Below are 17034 nucleotides of genomic sequence, written 5' to 3'. Positions count from 1 at the left end.
GCGCAGCGCCGGATGAGGGAAGGCGCCGCGCTACTTCAACGCCATCGTGTGGCGAAAGGCTTTTCCCTCATCCGCCCCTTCGGGGCACCTTCTCCACGCGGAGAAGGGAAATACAGATCAGTTCAACGCGGCGCGTCCGCCATTGCCGGTTGCGGTCGAAACGGTCTTCGGCGCGGCCGGCGTGAGCTGAGCGACGGCCTTGCTGTCGGTCGTCATCGGCACGCGTGTCGGATTCACCGTCGCACCGGGGCGCACGTGCTGCAGGCCGTTGACAACGATCACGTCGCCGGCGGCGAGGCCCTCGCGCACCACCCGCAGGCCCTCGATCGCGGCGCCCAGGGTCACCGGGCGGTACTCGAGCGAGTTGTCCTTCTTCAGCGCAAGCACGAACTTCTTGCCGAGGTCGGTGCCGACCGCGCGTTCGTCGATCAGGACGGTGTCGCGCGCGTTGCCGCCGACGAGCTTGATGCGGGCGAACAGGCCCGGCGTGAAGTGACCGTCCTTGTTGTCGAACACGCCGCGTGCGCGGATGGTGCCGCTCTTCGGGTCGACCTGATTGTCGACGAAGTCGAGACGGCCTTCGTGCGGATAACCCTGCTCGTCGACCAGGCCCATGTACACCGGGCTTTCGCCGCCAGCGACGCCGTGGGCGAAGCGCAGATAAGTCGCCTCATCCACGTCGAAGTAGGTGTAGACCGGATTGTCGGAGACCACGGTGGTCAGCACGCTCGTCGTCGCGACGAGATTGCCCGGCGTGATCAGCATGCGCGAGACGCGCCCTTCGATCGGCGAGCGCACCTCGGTGAACTCCAGGTTGAGCCGCGCCGATTCCATCGCCGCCTGCGCCGAGCCGATGTCGTCGCTGCTGCTGGTCGCCGCGGTTTCGAGCTGGTCGAAATCCTGCTGGGCGATGACGTGCTTGGCGATCAGCTGCTTGCCGCGTTCGTGGTTCTGCGCGGCGAGCGAGGCCTGCGAACGCGCCCGCTTGAGCTGCGCGGCGAGGCGGTCGACCTCGGCCTGGTACGGACGCGGATCGATGCGGAACAGAATCTGGCCCTTCTTGACGTGTGCGCCTTCGGCGAACTGCGCCGATTCGATGAAGCCGCTCACGCGCGGCTGGATCTGCACGGTGGTGACCGACTCGAGGCGTCCGGTGAACTCCTCGAAATCACGCAGAGGCTTGGCGACCACCTCGGCAACGCTGACCGCCGGCGCGGGCGCCGCGGCCGGGGCATTGCTCGCCTGTGAGCGCGAGCAACCGGCGAGCACGGCGGCGGCGATTGCGGTCAGGACAATGCCGGCTTTGACGAATTTCGGGTACTGCATGGCGGTCTCCTCGTATCCTTTGGACTGAACCGTTTGTGATCTGTGTTGCGTAATGCCTTGACTTGGATCCCGGCCTGCGCGAAGCTGTCACAATGTGTGTTACCGGTCAGTAACGTGACGGGATGTTACTGACCAGTCACTAACCTGTCAAGAGGAGTGTGTGTCATGTCCGCAAAATCAATGGCGGCCGCCGTTTCGCTAGTGAGTGAAGCGCCTTCGCGCAGCGACAAGCCGCGCGTACGCGACCGCATCCGCGACTCGGCTTCCGACTTGTTCTACCGCCACGGCATCCGCGGCGTCTGCGTCGACGCGATCGTCGAGGACGCGGGTACGAACAAGATGAGCTTCTACCGCAACTTTCCGTCGAAGGACGATCTGGTCGCCGAATACCTGATGGACCAGGAGCGCAGCTACTGGCAATGGTGGGACGAAACCGTCGCGCCGCACGCGGGCGATCCGCGCCGCCAGGTCGAAGCGCTGATGCAGGCGATGATCGACTTGACCAAGCAGAAGCCGAAGGTCGATTGCGGCTGCCGTTCGAGCCGCGGCTGCGCGCTCGGCAATGCGGCGGTCGAGATTCCCGAGGACAACGAGCGCCTTAACGCGATCGTGCACAACTACAAGACTGAAATCCGCCGCCGCCTGCGCAAGTACGCGCGCGAGATGGGTGCGCGCGAGCCGGATTCACTCGGCGATGCGCTGATGCTGCTGCTCGAAGGCGGCTATTACACGCGTCTGACCTTTGCGAACAATTCCGGCCCGGTCAGCTCGCTCGCGAAAGCGACACGCGCGCTGATCGAAGCGCATCTGAACTGAAACGGATCGCTGTCGATCGCGCCTAGTCCGATCGATTGCGCAGCGGGCCCGGCAAAGGCGAAAGCGCGCCTAGGCCGCGTCAGGCCGTCGAGAGAATCACGACCGCCGTCGTGACCAGCGCGATGCCGATCCATCCGATCGGGCGCAGGCGATGGCCGAACAGAATGCGCCCGACGATCGCCGTTCCGAACACGCCGATCGCGCCCCACATGGCGTAGGCGACGGCAAGATCCATGCTCTTCACCGCCTGCCCGAGCAGGGCGAAGGCGATCCATACCAGCGCGATCGCGCCGGCTCCCCAACCGACTTTGCGGAAGCCTTGCGACTTCGCGATCATCATATTGGCCGCGATATCGATGAGCGCGGAAGTCGTCACGAACAGGATCGGTACGAGGGTCATGCTGCGTGCTCCTCGCCGAGCGCGACGCAGACGATGCCGGCGACGGCGATGGCCAGGCCGACGAATTCGCGCATCGACAGCCCTTCGTTGAACACGAACACGCCGACCAGGGTCAGCAGGGTAAGGCCGAGCCCTTCCCAGATCGCGTAGGCGATGCCGACGGCGATGCTGCGGATCGAGAGGGCGAGAAAATAGTAGGAAACCGCCAGTGCGACGGCCATGACGAGATAGCCGAGATAACCGCCGTCGCGCGCGGCTTCCGCCATGAACGACGTGCCGATGACTTCGGTGACGATGGCCGCGACGAGGAAGATCCAGGCGAGGATCGGGGGATTGCGGGAAGAGGCCGTCGGCATCGCTCAACTCCTTGGGCGGAATGCGCCTCCCAGGCGGCGCAGGTCAGCCGCCCGAGTCTGTCTCGTCGAACTCCGCGTGGAAATAACTGCCGTTGCTGCGCACCCGGATCGGCACCCCGTATTGTGCACTCAATACCTCCGAGCGCAGAACCTCGGCTTTCGATCCCTGGGCGAAAACCTGGCCTTCGCGCAGCAGGATCACGTGATCGATCTCGGGCAGGATCTCTTCCAGATGATGGGTGACGAGAACCAGTGTGGTGCCGCCGTGCGCGAGTCCGCGCAGGCTCTCGAGCAAGGTGCGCTGGGCGACGAAATCGAGGCCGGCGGTCGGCTCGTCGAGCAGAACCGCGCCGGGATCGTGCACGAGCGCGCGCGCGATCAGCACGCGGCGCGCCTCACCGGTCGACAAGGTCGAGAAGCGCCGATGCGCCAGGCGCGTGGCGCCTAGCCGTTCGAGCGCGGTGTTCGCGGCTTCGCGCATCGCATCGGTCACCTCGTGATTGAACGAGAGCACGTGGCTGGCGAAGAAACCCGAGATCACCGCATCGAGGCCGTCGACGAGATCCTCGCCGGTCAGGCGCTGCTGCAGATCGCCGGAGACGATGCCGAGGTGCTTGCGCAGCTCGAACACGTCCCAGCGCGTGCGGCCGAGGATGCGCATCGGCGGCGTGCCGTCGTCGTGGGCAAGCGGATAGTCGTCGCGATGGATCATGCGCACGAGCGAGGATTTGCCCGCGCCGTTCGGCCCGACGATCGCCGTGTGTTGGCCCGGCTCGATGCGCAGGCTGAGGCCATGGAGGATTTCGTTGCCGCCGCGCACGAGGCGCGCGTCATGGAGTTCGAGCAGGGGCGGGGAGGCGGAATCGGCGTGCGTCACGATCGAGGCAGAATGAAGGAGGGGGAGCGCATAGTAACCGCTCATCGCTCCTTGCAGACCGCGCGGACGATCGTGGCGTCAGCGTCTGCGTTCGACGCCGAACGGCAGGTCGGCGATGCGCCGGTACTCGTCGGTGGCGAAGCGCTGCGGATGTGCGAGCCAGTCTTCGATCATCGGCGTCGCGTCGTTGCCCCAGAAGACGTCCTTGCCGACCATCAATGTCGGCACGCCGAACACGCCGGCCGCGATCGCGCCGTCGGTATTCGCACGCAAAGCATTCTTCACCGCAGCATCGTTGATCGCGGCTTCGACGTCGGCGATGCCGAGTGCGCGGCCCGCGTCGGCGAGTTCGCCCGCCGTCGCTCCCGCTTTGCCGTCGCGCCAGAGATGATGGAAGATCGTCTCGATCGCATCCCAGGTCGTCCCCGCGGCGATGCAAAGCCGCAGCGCGGCGAGCGGGTTGAACGGATGCTGCGGTGGAAAACGCAGCGCGGCGCCCGCGTGATCGGCCTGCCATTGCACGAAGCGATAAGTGAATTCGCGCTTGCCCGCGATCTCCGCCGGGCCGAGCTGACCGTGATGCTTGAGCACCGCGCCGAAGGCGATCGGTATCGGCGTGATGTCGAGCCGCGCGCGCCAGCTCAGCACCTTGTTTAGCTGCAGATAGGAAAACGGCGAGACGAAATCGAAGTACCAGGCGGCCTTGTCCATATCAGTAGCACCAGGAAGTCAGGGGCGGGCGGTTGCCTATGCGTACTTCGAGCTGCGCCTTGGCCTTCTCGGGCACGCTGCCCTCGCTGCAGCCCGGCTGGCTCAGCACGTAGCCGACATTGCTGTTGCGAAAACGCCAGATGCGGTGGAAGCATACGCCGGTGCCCTCGCCGTCGCCCTGGCCGACGAGTTCGAGCGCCGGCGCGTCGGGCGGCGCATGCGGGCTGTTCCACGAGCGATAGCGCGGAGCGTCATCCTTGCCGTCGATGACGATATGGAACTTGTCGGTGCTGCAGGCGAGCTGGACCTTCGTTTCGGCCGGCTTGGCGCTGCGCGCGGTGACATCGGGCAGGTTGACCGCGGTGATGCGGAATTGCGGCGCGTTGCCCTCGCCGACCAGATTCGCCCAGAGCTCGCCGTTGCCGTACATCAGGCCGTCGTACTTGCAGAACAGCGATTCGGGTTTCTGCGCGAGCACCGCGCTGCGCAGCGCCGGCGGAAAGGCCTCGGGGAAACGTATCTGCAGCGTGGCCGCATCGTTCAGCGAAACATGGGCGCCGTCGCCGTAGTTCAGGGTCAGCGGAAAATCGACGAGCAGGGCGAGCGCAGCGGCGTCCTGCTTTGCGAGCGCCGAACGCAGCGCGCCGTCGAAGCGCAGGAAGCCGTCCTTGTCCTTGGCGCCGAGCACGGAAAGATCGCAACTATCGCCGAGCCGTGTGTCGGCCGAGGCGTTCTCTGTCGTGACGAATGCCGACAGCAGCAGAAAAGCGAGGACGAAAAATTTCTGCATGACGACGCTCTCCGAAAGCAGGGGTTAAGTCTAGCGGACGCGTAGCGCGAATCTCCGACGCACGATCGAGTGGCTTTTCGCCGTCGCCGTCGCCGTTTCCGTTTCCGCTTTCGCGACAGCGACGAATCAATGCAAGGTCTTGAAAATCGCCGGGTCGAACGCATCGACCGCAACGACTTCGTTGCGCGCGGCTTCGGCGTCCTGCAGCAGGTCGTACTCGGCCTGGGTGATCACGCCGGCTTTCAAGCCCATCTCGTCGAGCATGTAGCCCGGCGCGCGGTCGAGCGTGCCGGCGCGCACCGCGTCGCGCAGCTTGGTTTCGACTGGGATTGCGCGCACCGCCTTGTCGAGTGCGGCTTCGAGCGTGCCGAGGCCCTGTTCGGTCGGCGGCGGGATGAAGATGTCGCCGGTCAGGGTCGCGCGCGCCTCGCGGTTTTCGAGGATGTCGCGCGCCACGCGTGCGCCGAGCTTGTCCGACGGCGGGCGGAAATGCGCGCCGAGCGGGAATGTGGCGAGTCGGAGCACCCATGCCGCGCCGCGCGTCGGCAGGTTCTCGATCACGCCGAGCAGCGCTTCCTGCACTTTGTATAGTGAATATTCCGCGCACCAGGAAACGAGGTTGAGGTTCGCCGTGGTCTTCGCTTCGTCGTGATAGCGTTTGAGTGCGCTCGATGCGAGGTAGAGATAGGCGAGCGCATCGGCAAGCCGTCCGGAGATTTTCTCGCGACGCTTGAGTGAGCCGCCGAGCGTGCCCATGGCGACGTCCGAGGCAAACTCGAACGCGGCCGAGAAGCGCGAGAGATGCTGGTAATAGCGCTGCGTGTCCTGCACGTCGGGCGCGGCGGCAAGACGGCTGCCGGTCAGCGCGAGCAGCTTCGCGCGCGTGACATTGCGCAGCACCAGATTGATGTGGCCGAATAGCGCCGCATCGAACGCGGCGAGATCGTTCGCGGCGACCGCGGCGATTTCCTTCTGCACGAACGGATGGCAGCGGATCGCACCCTGGCCGTAAATGATCATCGAGCGCGTGAGGATGTTCGCGCCTTCGACGGTGATGCCGATCGGCACCGCGTCCCAGGCGCGCGCGAGCGAGTTGCGCGGCCCGCGCTGGATCGCCGAGCCGGCGCGGATGTCCATTGCGTCGGTGACGACCTCGCGCATGCTGTCGGTGAGATACGCCTTGGCGATCGCCGAGAGCACGGCCGGCTTCTCGCCCGCGTCGAGCGCGCCGCAGGTCAGGGTGCGCGTGGCGGTCATCATGTAGGTCTTTGCGGCGATGCGCGCGAGCGGTTCCTCGATGCCTTCGAAGCGGCCGATCGGCGTATCGAACTGTTCGCGTACCGTCGCATAGGCACCGCAGATGCGCGTCATCATCTGCGCGGCGCCGACGCTGAGCGCGGGCAGCGAGATCGAACGGCCCGCGGCGAGGCTTTCCATGAGCATGCGCCAGCCCTGGCCGATGCCCGCGCGGCCGCCGATCACCTGGTCCAGCGGCACGAACACGTCTTTGCCGACGATGGGCCCGTTCATAAACGGCACGCCCATCGGATCGTGGCGCAGGCCGATCTCGATGCCCGGCAGGTCGTGCGGAATCAGCGCGCAGGTGATGCCGAGATCGTCCTGGTCGCCGAGCAGATGGTCGGGATCCTTGATGCGGAAGGCGAGGCCGATCAGGGTGGCGACCGGCGCCAGCGTGATGTAGCGCTTCTTCCATTCCAGGCGCAGGCCGAGGATTTCCTTGCCGTCGACGACGTGCTTTTCGACGATGCCGGTCGATTGCGTGGCCGCCGCATCGGAGCCGGCCTCCGGGCCGGTCAGGCCGAAGCACGGAACCTCTTCGCCGCGCGCGAGCCGCGGCAGGTAATACTGCTTCTGCTCGTCGGTGCCGTAATGCAAGAGCAGTTCGCCCGGGCCGAGCGAATTCGGCACCATCACCGTGACCGCTGCTGCGACCGAGCGCGAGGAAATCCGCGTCACCACGCGCGAATGCGCAATCGCTGAGAAGCCGTGGCCGCCGTATTCCTTCGGGATGATCATGCCGAAGAAGCCCTGCTTCTTGATGAAGTCCCAGACTTCGGGTGGCAGGTCGCGCAGTTGATTGATCTGCCAGTCGTCGAGCATCGCGCAGAGCTGTTCGACCGGGCCGTCCATGAACGCCTGCTCGTCTGCGGTCAGCTTCTGCGGCTGAAAGTCAAGCAGCTTTTTCCAGTCGGGCTTGCCCGAGAACAGCTCGGCGTCCCACCACACGGTGCCGGCGTCGAGCGCGATGCGCTCAGTCTCGCCGAGCCGCGGCAGTACCTTGGCGAAGATCGGCATGACCCGGCTCGTGATCAGCGCGCGGCGGATCGGCGCCACACCGAAGATCACAGCGAGCACGGTCAGCACGATGACCGTGGCCTCGAACAGGAGCGGCGAGGCGATGCCGGTCAGGCGCCAGCCGACCAGCCAGATGCCGGCGGCGACGACCCAGGCGAGAAAGCCGCGGCCGATGAAGGCGAGGACGCTGAGCGCGATGAGGGCGAGCAGGAGTGTGATCAGCATCATGAACTCCGATGGCGTTTGCTCCATCGTCCTGCGCCGCGCGAAAAAAAGCAAAGCATGGCGCGGAATGCTAGGCGTTTCGTTGCGGCGCAGCCACGTCGGCGAGGAAGGCTTCGAGCGCGGGCATCACGCGCGCATCGGAGAAAAGCAGGTCCTGTTTGGCGAGCAGACGCCGGCGCAGATCGTCGCGGCGCGCGCGGTCGGCGGCGAGACCGACCGCGAGTTCGACATAGGCATCCGCGTCCGCGGCGATCAGCTCTTCGACGCCGAGCATGCGCAACATGCCTGCGGTTTGCCGGCCGCGCATGCGCTTGCCTTCGAGGGTCACGAGCGGCGTGCCGAGGCTCAGCACGTCGAGGCTGGTCGAGCCGCCGCTGAAGTGGATTGAGTCGAGCACGAGATCGGCCGCGGCGACGGCGCCGAGATACTCGGCGTAGGCACGGCGTGGAACGATGCGGAAGTGCCGGTCGAAGTCGATGCCTTGCGCGGCGCACGATTTCTCCAGGCGTGCGCGGAAGCGTGCGGCCATCGCCGGCTGATTCTCGAAGAACACGATCGTCGCGTTGCTGCGCGCGGCGATGCGTGCAGCGAGCGCATCGAACTCGGGCACGATCTTGATCAGGTTCTGCACGCAGAGCATCAGCGGACGATCGCCGTCGCGAGCGAGCCAGCTGCCGTCGCCCGCTGCCGGCGGCCGGCGCGGCAGCGCGCCGAGGCCGGGCAGGCGCACGAGCCGCTCGCGGTAATGCGCGTCGGCGTCGGCGGGCTCCATCGCGTCGCCGCTGAGGAAATAGTCGATGCGCGTCGAGCCGGTCGTGACCGGATGCCCGTAGGCGACGCACTGCACCGGGGCGAGGCGCATCGCCGCGAGCAGGCCGGTGCGGCCGTCCATGCCGACGTCGAGATGGACGAGCGCGTCGAGCTGCGCATCGCGTATCGATTGTGCGATATCGACCACGTCGAGATTGCCGACTTCGTGCGTCGCGGTGATCGCCGCGCGGATTTCCGCGCTGACTGCATCGAGCGTCGCACTCAGATTCCACACCTGCGGCTCGAAGCGGGACTGGTCGAGACGCAGCAGCCATTCGGCGAAGTAGCGCGCCACCGTGTGCGTGCGCAGTGCGCTGCAGACGAAGCCGATGCGGCGGCGGCCGGCTGCCTGTCGCGTGGCTATGGGCGCGGAAAACTGCGCGGTGTGCGAATCGACGATCGTTTCGAGCAGATCGCCGAAGCGGAAGCTCAGCCGTTCGGTATCGCGGGCGTAGTAGTGCAGGTGGAAGGGCTTGATCCAGACCGCGGCCTGCAGCGCCTTGTCCCAGTGCGGATTCGCCTCGGCCAGGGCGATGGCCTGTTCGAGCCCGTGCTCGAAACGGGAAACGGCGGCGTCGGCCTGCGCCGAGTCGGCGAGGAATTTGGGGTGGGCGAGCGCATCGAGCCAGGCGATGCCGAGATCCAGAGGCGCCAAGATTTTTGCGCGGTGGAAACCGACGGCTGCGAGCTCGTGATCGCCGCGCTCGTAGCGCGCCATCGCCAGCTCCTTGACCGCCTCGGCCGACGCCGGTGCCAATTCGATGGCATGAAGCAGCGCGGCTTCGGCTTTGTCGTAGGCTTTCAGATAGCGGCTGGCGACGCCGAGCAGGAGCCACGCTTCGGCGCTTTCGGGGCGAAATTTGATCGCTGCCAGTGCCGCCGCGACGCTGCGCCCGTAGTGCATCGAATTCAGGTTGGCACGCGCGAGATCTAGCGCCGCATCGGCAGATTCCGGAGAAACGCCTAGCGTTCGTTGCAGCGCATCGGACGACAAAGGCATGTTCCAACCGGCAGTGAGCGAACGCGAAAGATACTGCCCGCCGCGCCCGTTCGCCACACTGCACATTGCCGCGGGCATTCACTACACTGGTCGGCGATACCCATGACCTGCCATCCCGCCGATGTGTCGTCATCGGCAACCCCAAGCGGAACACCGATATGAAAGACAAGAAAGAGATCGTGGAAAACTGGCTGCCGCGCTACACCGGCACGGCGCTCAGGGACTTCGGCGAGCACATCCTGCTGACCAATTTCGGCAACTACGTCGAGCTGTTCGCCAAGTGGCACGACGTGCCCGTCCAGGGCGCCGACCGGCCGATGCCGAACGCCACGGCCGACGGCATCACCTTGATCAATTTCGGCATGGGCTCGCCGAACGCGGCCACGATGATGGACCTGCTCAGCGCGATCGCGCCTAAGGCCGCGCTGTTCCTCGGCAAGTGCGGGGGCCTGAAGCGCAAGAACCAACTCGGCGATCTGATCCTGCCGATCGCGGCGATCCGCGGCGAAGGCACGTCGAACGACTACCTGCCGCCGATCGTGCCGGCGCTGCCCGCGTTCCAACTGCAGCGTGCCGTATCGACGATGATCCGCGACCTCGGCCACGACTACTGGACCGGCACCGTCTACACGACCAACCGCCGCGTCTGGGAGCACGACGAGGAGTTCAAGAATCTGCTGCGGCGCACGCGCAGCATGGCGGTCGATATGGAAACCGCAACGATCTTCGCCGCCGGCTTCGCGAACCACATCCCGACCGGCGCGCTGTTGCTCGTCTCCGATCAACCGATGATCCCTGAAGGCGTGAAGACCGAGGCGAGCGACAAGTCGATCACGGCGAACTACGTCGAGAAACACATCAAGGTCGGCATCGAGGCGCTCAAACTCGTGCGCCGCCACGGCCGCAGCGTCAAACACCTGCGCTTCGAAGCGGACGAGGAGTACCACGACGATCTCGGCGGGCAACACGAGTTGTAAGTTCGCTGGTTATTGATCGAGAGCTTTTTGCCACGGATTACACGGATAAATACGGATGAAACAAACTAAATTCCGTCTCGTAGGAGTTGTGCAAATTTGCTACCGCTCTCTCTCTCTGATCCGTGTTTATCCGTGTAATCCGTGGCCAAATTTCTTTTTCATTGAATCCACACCATAGATGCGACCGAAACATCCGGATAGCCTTGTCCGCCGTTGGTAAGTTCGCTCGTTATCGATCGAGAGCTTTTTGCCACGGATTACGCGGATAAACACGGATGAAACAAACTAAATTCCGTCTCGTGGGGGTTGCGCAAAATTTGCAACCGCTCTTTCTGATCCGTGGTTATCCGTGTAATCCGTGGCTGAATTTCTTCTTTCTTTAAATCCACACCATAGATGCGACCGAAACATCTGAATAGCGTTGCCCGCCGTCATCACGAACGCCACGTCGGCGAGCGCGTCGGCTGGCTGCGTGCGGCCGTGCTCGGCGCCAACGACGGTATCTTGTCGACGGCGGGTCTGGTCATTGGCGTCGCCAGCGCCGAAGCCGCACGCAGCAACGTCGTGATTGCCGGCGTCGCCGGGCTCGTCGCCGGTGCCCTGTCGATGGCGGCCGGAGAGTACGTGTCGGTGTCTTCGCAGACCGACGCGGAAAATGCCGAGCGCGATCTGGAGAAGCACGAGCTCGCTACCGATGCACACGGCGAACGCGAGGAACTGGTTGGCATCTACGTCGGTCGCGGCCTGGAAAGGTCGCTGGCCGAACAGGTCGCCGACCAGCTCACCGCGCACGACGCGCTCGGTGCGCATCTGCGCGACGAACTTGGTCTGACCGAAGAACAGCGCCCGCGTCCGCTACAGGCGGCATTGACCTCGGCGTTGTGCTTCTCGCTCGGCGCGGCGCTGCCGTTGCTCGCCGTGCTGCTCGCCGCGCCGGGCCAGCTCGCGCTGACCGTGGCGATTGCCTCGCTGACCTCGCTCGCCGTGCTCGGCGCGATCGCCGCGCGAACGGGCGGTGCGCGGATGCTGCCGGGTGCGCTGCGCGTCCTCGTTTGGAGCTCGCTGGCGATGCTCGCGACCGCGGCGATCGGGCATCTGTTCGGCGTAAACGGTTAGCCCGAATCCGGCCTCGGCGGCGCCCGAACTCGCCCGGCGTCTTCTGCTAGGCTGAACGCATGAATATGATTCCCCTACATATCGTCATCCTCGCCGCGGGCGAGGGCAAACGCATGAAATCGGCGCACGCCAAGGTGTTGCTGCCGCTCGCCGGCAGGCCGATGCTCGCCCACGTGCTCGACACCGCACGCGCGCTGCACCCGGCGAAAATCCACGTCGTTTACGGCCATCGCGGCGAGCAGGTGCAGGCCGCGTTCGCCAACCAGACCGATCTCGCTTGGGTGCATCAGGCCGAGCAGAAAGGCACCGGCCACGCCATGCAGCTCGCGATCCCCGGCATTCCCGATGCCGCGCGCGTGCTCGTGCTTTACGGCGACGTGCCGCTGATCCGTACCGTCACCCTGCAGCCGCTCGTCGAGGCGTCGGCGCCGCTCGCCGTGCTCGCCGCGGACCTGCCCGATCCGCAAGGCTACGGCCGCGTCCTGCTCGACGCCGCGCAGCGCGTCACCGGCATCGTCGAGGAAAAGGACGCGACGCCCGCGCAGCGCGCGGTGCGCACGATCAACACCGGCGTGATCGCGGCCGACGCCCAGCGCCTGCGCGGCTGGCTCGCGCGGCTCGACAACCACAACGTCCAAGGCGAGTTTTATCTGACCGACGTGTTCGCGCTCGCCGCGGCCGATGGCGAGCCGGCGCTCGCCGTGCTGTCGACCGATCCGAATGCGATTGCCGGCGCGAACGACGCGTGGCAGCTCGCCCAGCTCGAACGCCGCTACCAGCTGCGCGCCGCGCGCAACCTCTGCGCGCAGGGCGTGCGCCTGTCCGATCCCGCGCGCTTCGACCTGCGCGGCAGCGTCAGCGCGGGGCGCGACGTCGAGATCGATGTCGACGTGGTGCTCGAAGGCACCGTCGCGCTCGGCGACGAGGTGCGCATCGGCGCGTTCTGCCGCATCCGCAATTCCACGCTCGCCGCCGGCACCGTCGTGCAGGCGCACAGCGATCTCGACGGCGTCGTCACTCACGGCGCCTGCGTCATCGGCCCGTACGCGCGCCTGCGTGCCGGTGCGGAAATCCATGCCGGCGCGCACGTTGGCAACTTCGTCGAGGTGAAGAACGCGATAATCGGCAACGATTCGAAGGCGAATCACCTGAGCTATATCGGCGATGCGACCATCGGTGCGGCAGTCAACATCGGCGCCGGCACGATCACCTGCAACTACGACGGCGCGAACAAACATCGTACCGTCATTGAGGACGGCGCTTTTATCGGCTCGAACAGCGCCCTGGTCGCGCCCGTAACGATCGGCAAGGACGCCACCATCGGCGCCGGCTCGACCATCGGCACCAATGCGCCGCCCGGGGAACTGACCGTCGCACGCGCGCGGCAGACGACCGTCCGCGGCTGGAAGCGCCCGCAAAAAGCCCCGAAGTAGCCGCGCCCGCAGCATTGCGGGTCCGGAACATCATAAAATGCGCGGCTATTGATTCGAGGAACGTACCATGTGTGGAATTGTCGGCGCGATCGCGCAGCGCGATGTCACCTCCATCCTGATCGAAGGCCTGCGCCGGCTCGAATACCGCGGCTACGATTCCACCGGCATCGCGCTCGCCCAGCCCGATGGGAGCCTTGCCTTGTGGCGCACGGTCGGCAAGGTTGCCCGGCTTGCCGACAAAGTCGCCGCGGCGCCGCGCGCCGGCGTGCTCGGCATCGCCCATTCGCGCTGGGCCACGCACGGCGGCGTCACTGAGGCGAATGCACACCCGCACGTTTCGCAGAACCGCATCGCGCTGATTCACAACGGCATCATCGAGAACTATCTCGAGATTCGTGAAGCGCTGCTCGGCAAAGGCTACGCTTTCACTTCCGAGACCGACACCGAAGTCATCACTCATCTGATCCACGACTTCGTCAAACAGGGCCACGATCTCACCGACGCGGTCAAGCTCGCGGTCAAGCGGCTTACCGGCGCTTATGCGATTCTCGTGTTCGACGCGCAGCAGCCGGACCGCATCGTCGTCGCGCGCATCGCCAGCCCGCTCGTGATCGGCTTCGGCGACGGCGAAAATTTCGTCGCCTCCGACGTGCAGGCGCTGCTGCCGGTGACGCGCAAGTTCGTCTTCCTCGAAGAAGGCGATGTCGCCGACGTGCGCCGCGACGCGGTAACCGTATTCGACGCCGACGGCCATGTCGTGCAGCGCAAGCTGCATGAATCTTCCTTGTCCGCCGACGCGGTCGAGCGCGGCGACTACGCGCACTACATGCTCAAGGAAATCCACGAGCAGCCGCAGGCGATCGCCGACACGCTCGAAGGCCGCATCGCCAACGATCGCATCCTGCCGAACATCTTCGGCGTCGATGCCGACGCGCTGCTGCAGCGCGTGCGTCATGTGCAGATCGTCGCCTGCGGCACCAGCTATCACGGCGGCCTCGTCGCGCGCTACTGGTGCGAGGCGCTTGCTGGCATCCCGTGCAACGTCGAGATCGCCAGCGAATTTCGCTACCGCGATTTCGTCGTGCCGGAGGACAGCCTGTTCGTGACCATCTCGCAGTCGGGTGAAACCGCCGACACGCTGGCCGCGCTGCGCGAGGCGAAGAAGCGCGGCTATCTGGGCACCTTCGTCGTCTGCAACGTGCCCGAGTCGAGCCTCGTGCGCGAGTCGGACCTCGTGTTGATGACGCGAGCTGGTCCCGAAGTCGGCGTCGCTTCGACCAAGGCCAACACGACCCAGCTTGCGGCGCTGGCGCTGCTTATGCTCGAACTCGCGCGCATCAACGGCCTGCCCGCCGAGCGCTTGCGCGAACTCGTGACGGAACTCGAGAGCCTGCCGCGCCGGGTCGCCGAAGCGCTCAAGACCGAAGACCAAGTGCGTGCGCTCGCCGAACGCTTCGTGCCGAAGCAGCACACCTTGTTCCTCGGCCGCGGCACGCATTGGCCGGTTGCGCTCGAAGGCGCGCTCAAGCTCAAAGAAATTTCCTACATCCACGCCGAAGGCTACGCGGCCGGCGAACTCAAGCACGGCCCGCTCGCCCTGGTCGACACGCAGATGCCCGTCGTCGCCGTCGCGCCGAACGATCATCTGCTCGAGAAACTCAAATCGAATCTCGCCGAAGTCCGCGCGCGCGGCGGCGAGCTATTCGTCTTCGCCGACGAGCGTGCCGAGATCGGCGAAACCTATGTCTCGACAAAGGACGGTCACGGCGCCGTGATCAAGCTCGACTCCGGCGGCAATTTCATCGCGCCGGCGGTGTTCACCGTGCCGCTGCAATTGCTCGCCTACCACGTCGCCGTTCTGCGCGGCACCGACGTAGACCAGCCGCGTAACTTGGCGAAATCGGTTACCGTCGAGTAACGGTCGATCCAAGTTTGCGGCTTGATCCCGAAGAATAAAGTCTGTAACTAATATTAAAGTCTGTATTGTTTGGCGCTATCTATGATCAGAGTAAAGAGTTGGTCCAATCGTGCGCTGCAGATGGGCGATCGTCGCACATGTGCGTGCGTCACGAGAAATGCATCAGTAGGCCGACCCTAGATGATCAGGCTGCCGATAGCTCGATCAAGGTTTGTACCTGACGCCGAATGACAACTTTCGACCCGAAGCCGTCAGTCGCGAATGGCCGTTCTTCGGCAGCAGCCTCGCGAAGACTCTCGCAAGAGGTTGATCGCTTCATGCGCAGTGGTTCACGAAATCAGGTCGTCCAATGGGCTCCGAACCCCCAAGGTTCTCTTTCATTGGTCACGCTCATGTTGCCTGAGGTCATTGAGGCCTAGCTATTCGCTCAAGCGGACTGCCGATGTCGGTCTGCGCTAAGATCTCAGCGTCCGCGGCGGCAGCCGCTTAGCTCAAGCGTTGAGCGCCATAACGAATGTCAACATATCTCGGTACTTTTACTGCGGCGGTGTTATTTATTGCAGGTATCGCGCATGGCGAGCAAATCTCTCCAAATGCGCCGGTTGATATGCCGCAGCGAGCTACGTCCGCCCAGATGGACGCTCTCGACAAAGCGATTGAGCCGTCGGTTAGGCAAGCAAAGGCCACTTATCCAGCAGCGAAGCAGCGCTTTTACGATGGTCTTCCGCGAGGCGGATCTTTCTTCGTCACAGTTCGGCTACGCGACTCAAACGGGAGGAGAGAGCAAGTCTTCATCGCTGTCAGCAGAATTGTCGATCAAAAGATCACCGGAAGAATTTCGAGTCAAATACAGCTAATTCATGGCTATAAGCCAGGTGATCCCATTACAGTTTCCGAAAACGAAATGCTTGACTGGTTAATCACCAAGCCCGACGGGTCCGAGGAAGGAAATTTCGTGGGGAAGTTCATGGACAACTATCATCCCAGTGGCGCTTAACCATTCGCTCAAGCGGACTGCCGGTGTCGGTCTGCGTTAGGCTGCAGCACATCGCTGTGGCAGCCGCTTAACTCAGGCGTTAGCCCTCGGAATTTCACGACTTCATGTCCTGTGTCTTACGAATTTCTGGAACGGCACTCGATATCGATGCCTTGTTGTCGAGCGTTGCGCTTGCACCAAATCGGACATGGCGCAAAGGCGAACTGCGGAGCAAAGCCGTTGCGCGTACACACGCTGACTCCGGCGCGAGTTTCATCGCTAGTGACGCAGAGTTCGACGCCTTTGATCAACAAATCGCAGACGCCATAACATTTCTCTCGTCAAACTCAGCGGCTGTTACAGCTTTGGCAAGCTTCGCTGGCGTCGAGCAACTCTCGACTTCGGTGTTGCCTTGTTTGAGGGCAGCTTCACCACGTTCTCTTGTTTACCTCCGAGCCTTATCCAGCTCGCCGCAGTGGCCAAACTTGGCATCGAAATCTCCACGTATGCCTGTGGCACCAGACAGCGTGCCGAGGGCTAACTATTTGCTCAAGCGGACCGCTGCGACAGCTTGCGGTATGCTGACACTCCTCGCGGCAGCTGCCGCTTAGCTCAAGCGTTAGGTGTCCAAGTATGGCAATCGTCGACGTCCTGCTCCGAAATGCCTACGAAGATACGCAGCTTTTGCTCAAAAACGATTCGCTTGGTGACCAACTTCACGTGCCAAGAGATGTCGATTTCTTGCTGCGTGCTTCCAATGTTGAGAAAGCCAACTTGGTCTGTAGCTTCATCAACGACAATCAGTACGGTTTCGCCAAAGTCCAGGACACAGATGTTCTTGTAGTCATTCATACCCCGATACAGCAGAACATCATCTGCTCCATCTCTGGGCTTATGGCTTGCATTAGCGAAATCTTCGGCCTCGACTATGATGGGTGGGGTTCAGAACTGAGAAAGGCCACCTAGATTCAACTTCCTATTCGTTCA

General features: G+C 64.1%; 15 protein-coding genes. 7 read left to right on the top strand and 8 right to left on the bottom strand.

Annotation, left to right across the window (positions count from 1 at the left end; translation table 11 throughout):
* Window positions 1–117: 117 nt before the first annotated feature.
* A complete protein-coding gene (locus FFS30_RS05655; RefSeq protein WP_137912098.1) occupies window positions 118–1326 on the bottom strand; it encodes an efflux RND transporter periplasmic adaptor subunit in 1209 nt (402 codons plus the stop codon).
* 165 nt (window positions 1327–1491) lie between these two features.
* Between FFS30_RS05655 and FFS30_RS05650 the strand changes: the two genes are divergently transcribed.
* Complete coding sequence (locus tag FFS30_RS05650; RefSeq protein ID WP_137912097.1) at window positions 1492–2142, top strand: TetR/AcrR family transcriptional regulator; 651 nt, start codon at window positions 1492–1494, stop codon at window positions 2140–2142.
* Between the two features lie 79 nt (window positions 2143–2221).
* Here FFS30_RS05650 and FFS30_RS05645 read toward each other — a convergent pair whose 3' ends face one another.
* From FFS30_RS05645 to FFS30_RS05615, 7 genes are all read right to left on the bottom strand, one after another.
* Entirely contained in the window at window positions 2222–2542 is a 321-nt protein-coding gene (locus tag FFS30_RS05645; protein ID WP_137912096.1) for an SMR family transporter, read from the bottom strand.
* The gene (locus FFS30_RS05640; RefSeq protein WP_137912095.1) at window positions 2539–2898 is read right to left on the bottom strand and encodes an SMR family transporter; all 360 of its coding nucleotides are present in this window, start codon (window positions 2896–2898) and stop codon (window positions 2539–2541) included. The genes FFS30_RS05645 and FFS30_RS05640 overlap by 4 nt, the downstream gene beginning before the upstream one ends.
* A 43-nt stretch (window positions 2899–2941) precedes the next feature.
* Window positions 2942–3775, bottom strand: a complete 834-nt coding sequence (locus FFS30_RS05635) for an ATP-binding cassette domain-containing protein (RefSeq protein ID WP_137912094.1) — start codon at window positions 3773–3775, stop codon at window positions 2942–2944.
* Window positions 3776–3853: 78 nt separating this feature from the next.
* Window positions 3854–4486, bottom strand: coding sequence for a 2-hydroxychromene-2-carboxylate isomerase (locus FFS30_RS05630; protein ID WP_137912093.1), 633 nt, complete (start codon window positions 4484–4486; stop codon window positions 3854–3856).
* A gap of 1 nt (window position 4487) precedes the next feature.
* Window positions 4488–5276, bottom strand: a complete 789-nt coding sequence (locus FFS30_RS05625; RefSeq protein ID WP_137912092.1) for a hypothetical protein — start codon at window positions 5274–5276, stop codon at window positions 4488–4490.
* A 126-nt stretch (window positions 5277–5402) separates the two neighbouring features.
* Window positions 5403–7817 carry an acyl-CoA dehydrogenase gene (locus tag FFS30_RS05620; RefSeq protein WP_249352190.1) on the bottom strand — a complete coding sequence of 805 codons (2415 nt, stop codon included), beginning with the start codon at window positions 7815–7817 and terminating at the stop codon, window positions 5403–5405.
* A gap of 70 nt (window positions 7818–7887) precedes the next feature.
* Window positions 7888–9627, bottom strand: coding sequence for a hypothetical protein (locus tag FFS30_RS05615; RefSeq protein ID WP_171014436.1), 1740 nt, complete (start codon window positions 9625–9627; stop codon window positions 7888–7890).
* A gap of 158 nt (window positions 9628–9785) precedes the next feature.
* Here FFS30_RS05615 and FFS30_RS05610 point away from each other — a divergent pair, with 158 nt between their 5' ends.
* From FFS30_RS05610 to FFS30_RS05585, 6 genes are all read left to right on the top strand, one after another.
* On the top strand, window positions 9786–10604 hold the full coding sequence (locus FFS30_RS05610; RefSeq protein ID WP_137912089.1) for an AMP nucleosidase: 819 nt from the start codon (window positions 9786–9788) through the stop codon (window positions 10602–10604).
* Window positions 10605–11000: 396 nt separating this feature from the next.
* Complete coding sequence (locus FFS30_RS05605) at window positions 11001–11720, top strand: VIT family protein (protein WP_137912088.1); 720 nt, start codon at window positions 11001–11003, stop codon at window positions 11718–11720.
* Between the two features lie 59 nt (window positions 11721–11779).
* On the top strand, window positions 11780–13153 hold the full coding sequence (glmU, locus tag FFS30_RS05600; RefSeq protein ID WP_137912087.1) for a bifunctional UDP-N-acetylglucosamine diphosphorylase/glucosamine-1-phosphate N-acetyltransferase GlmU: 1374 nt from the start codon (window positions 11780–11782) through the stop codon (window positions 13151–13153).
* A gap of 67 nt (window positions 13154–13220) precedes the next feature.
* Window positions 13221–15071, top strand: a complete 1851-nt coding sequence (gene glmS / locus FFS30_RS05595) for a glutamine--fructose-6-phosphate transaminase (isomerizing) (RefSeq protein WP_137912086.1) — start codon at window positions 13221–13223, stop codon at window positions 15069–15071.
* A 514-nt stretch (window positions 15072–15585) separates the two neighbouring features.
* Entirely contained in the window at window positions 15586–16068 is a 483-nt protein-coding gene (locus tag FFS30_RS05590; protein WP_137912085.1) for a DUF2314 domain-containing protein, read from the top strand.
* A gap of 612 nt (window positions 16069–16680) precedes the next feature.
* Window positions 16681–17013 (top strand): hypothetical protein, encoded by a 333-nt coding sequence (locus tag FFS30_RS05585; RefSeq protein ID WP_137912084.1) that lies wholly within the window; start codon window positions 16681–16683, stop codon window positions 17011–17013.
* Window positions 17014–17034 lie beyond the last annotated feature (21 nt).

Origin of the sequence: Rudaea sp. 3F27F6 (genome assembly GCF_005503555.1) — a bacterium.
In the GTDB taxonomy this organism is placed as follows: domain Bacteria; phylum Pseudomonadota; class Gammaproteobacteria; order Xanthomonadales; family Rhodanobacteraceae; genus Rudaea.
This window is presented reverse-complemented; position numbering and strand designations above follow the sequence as displayed.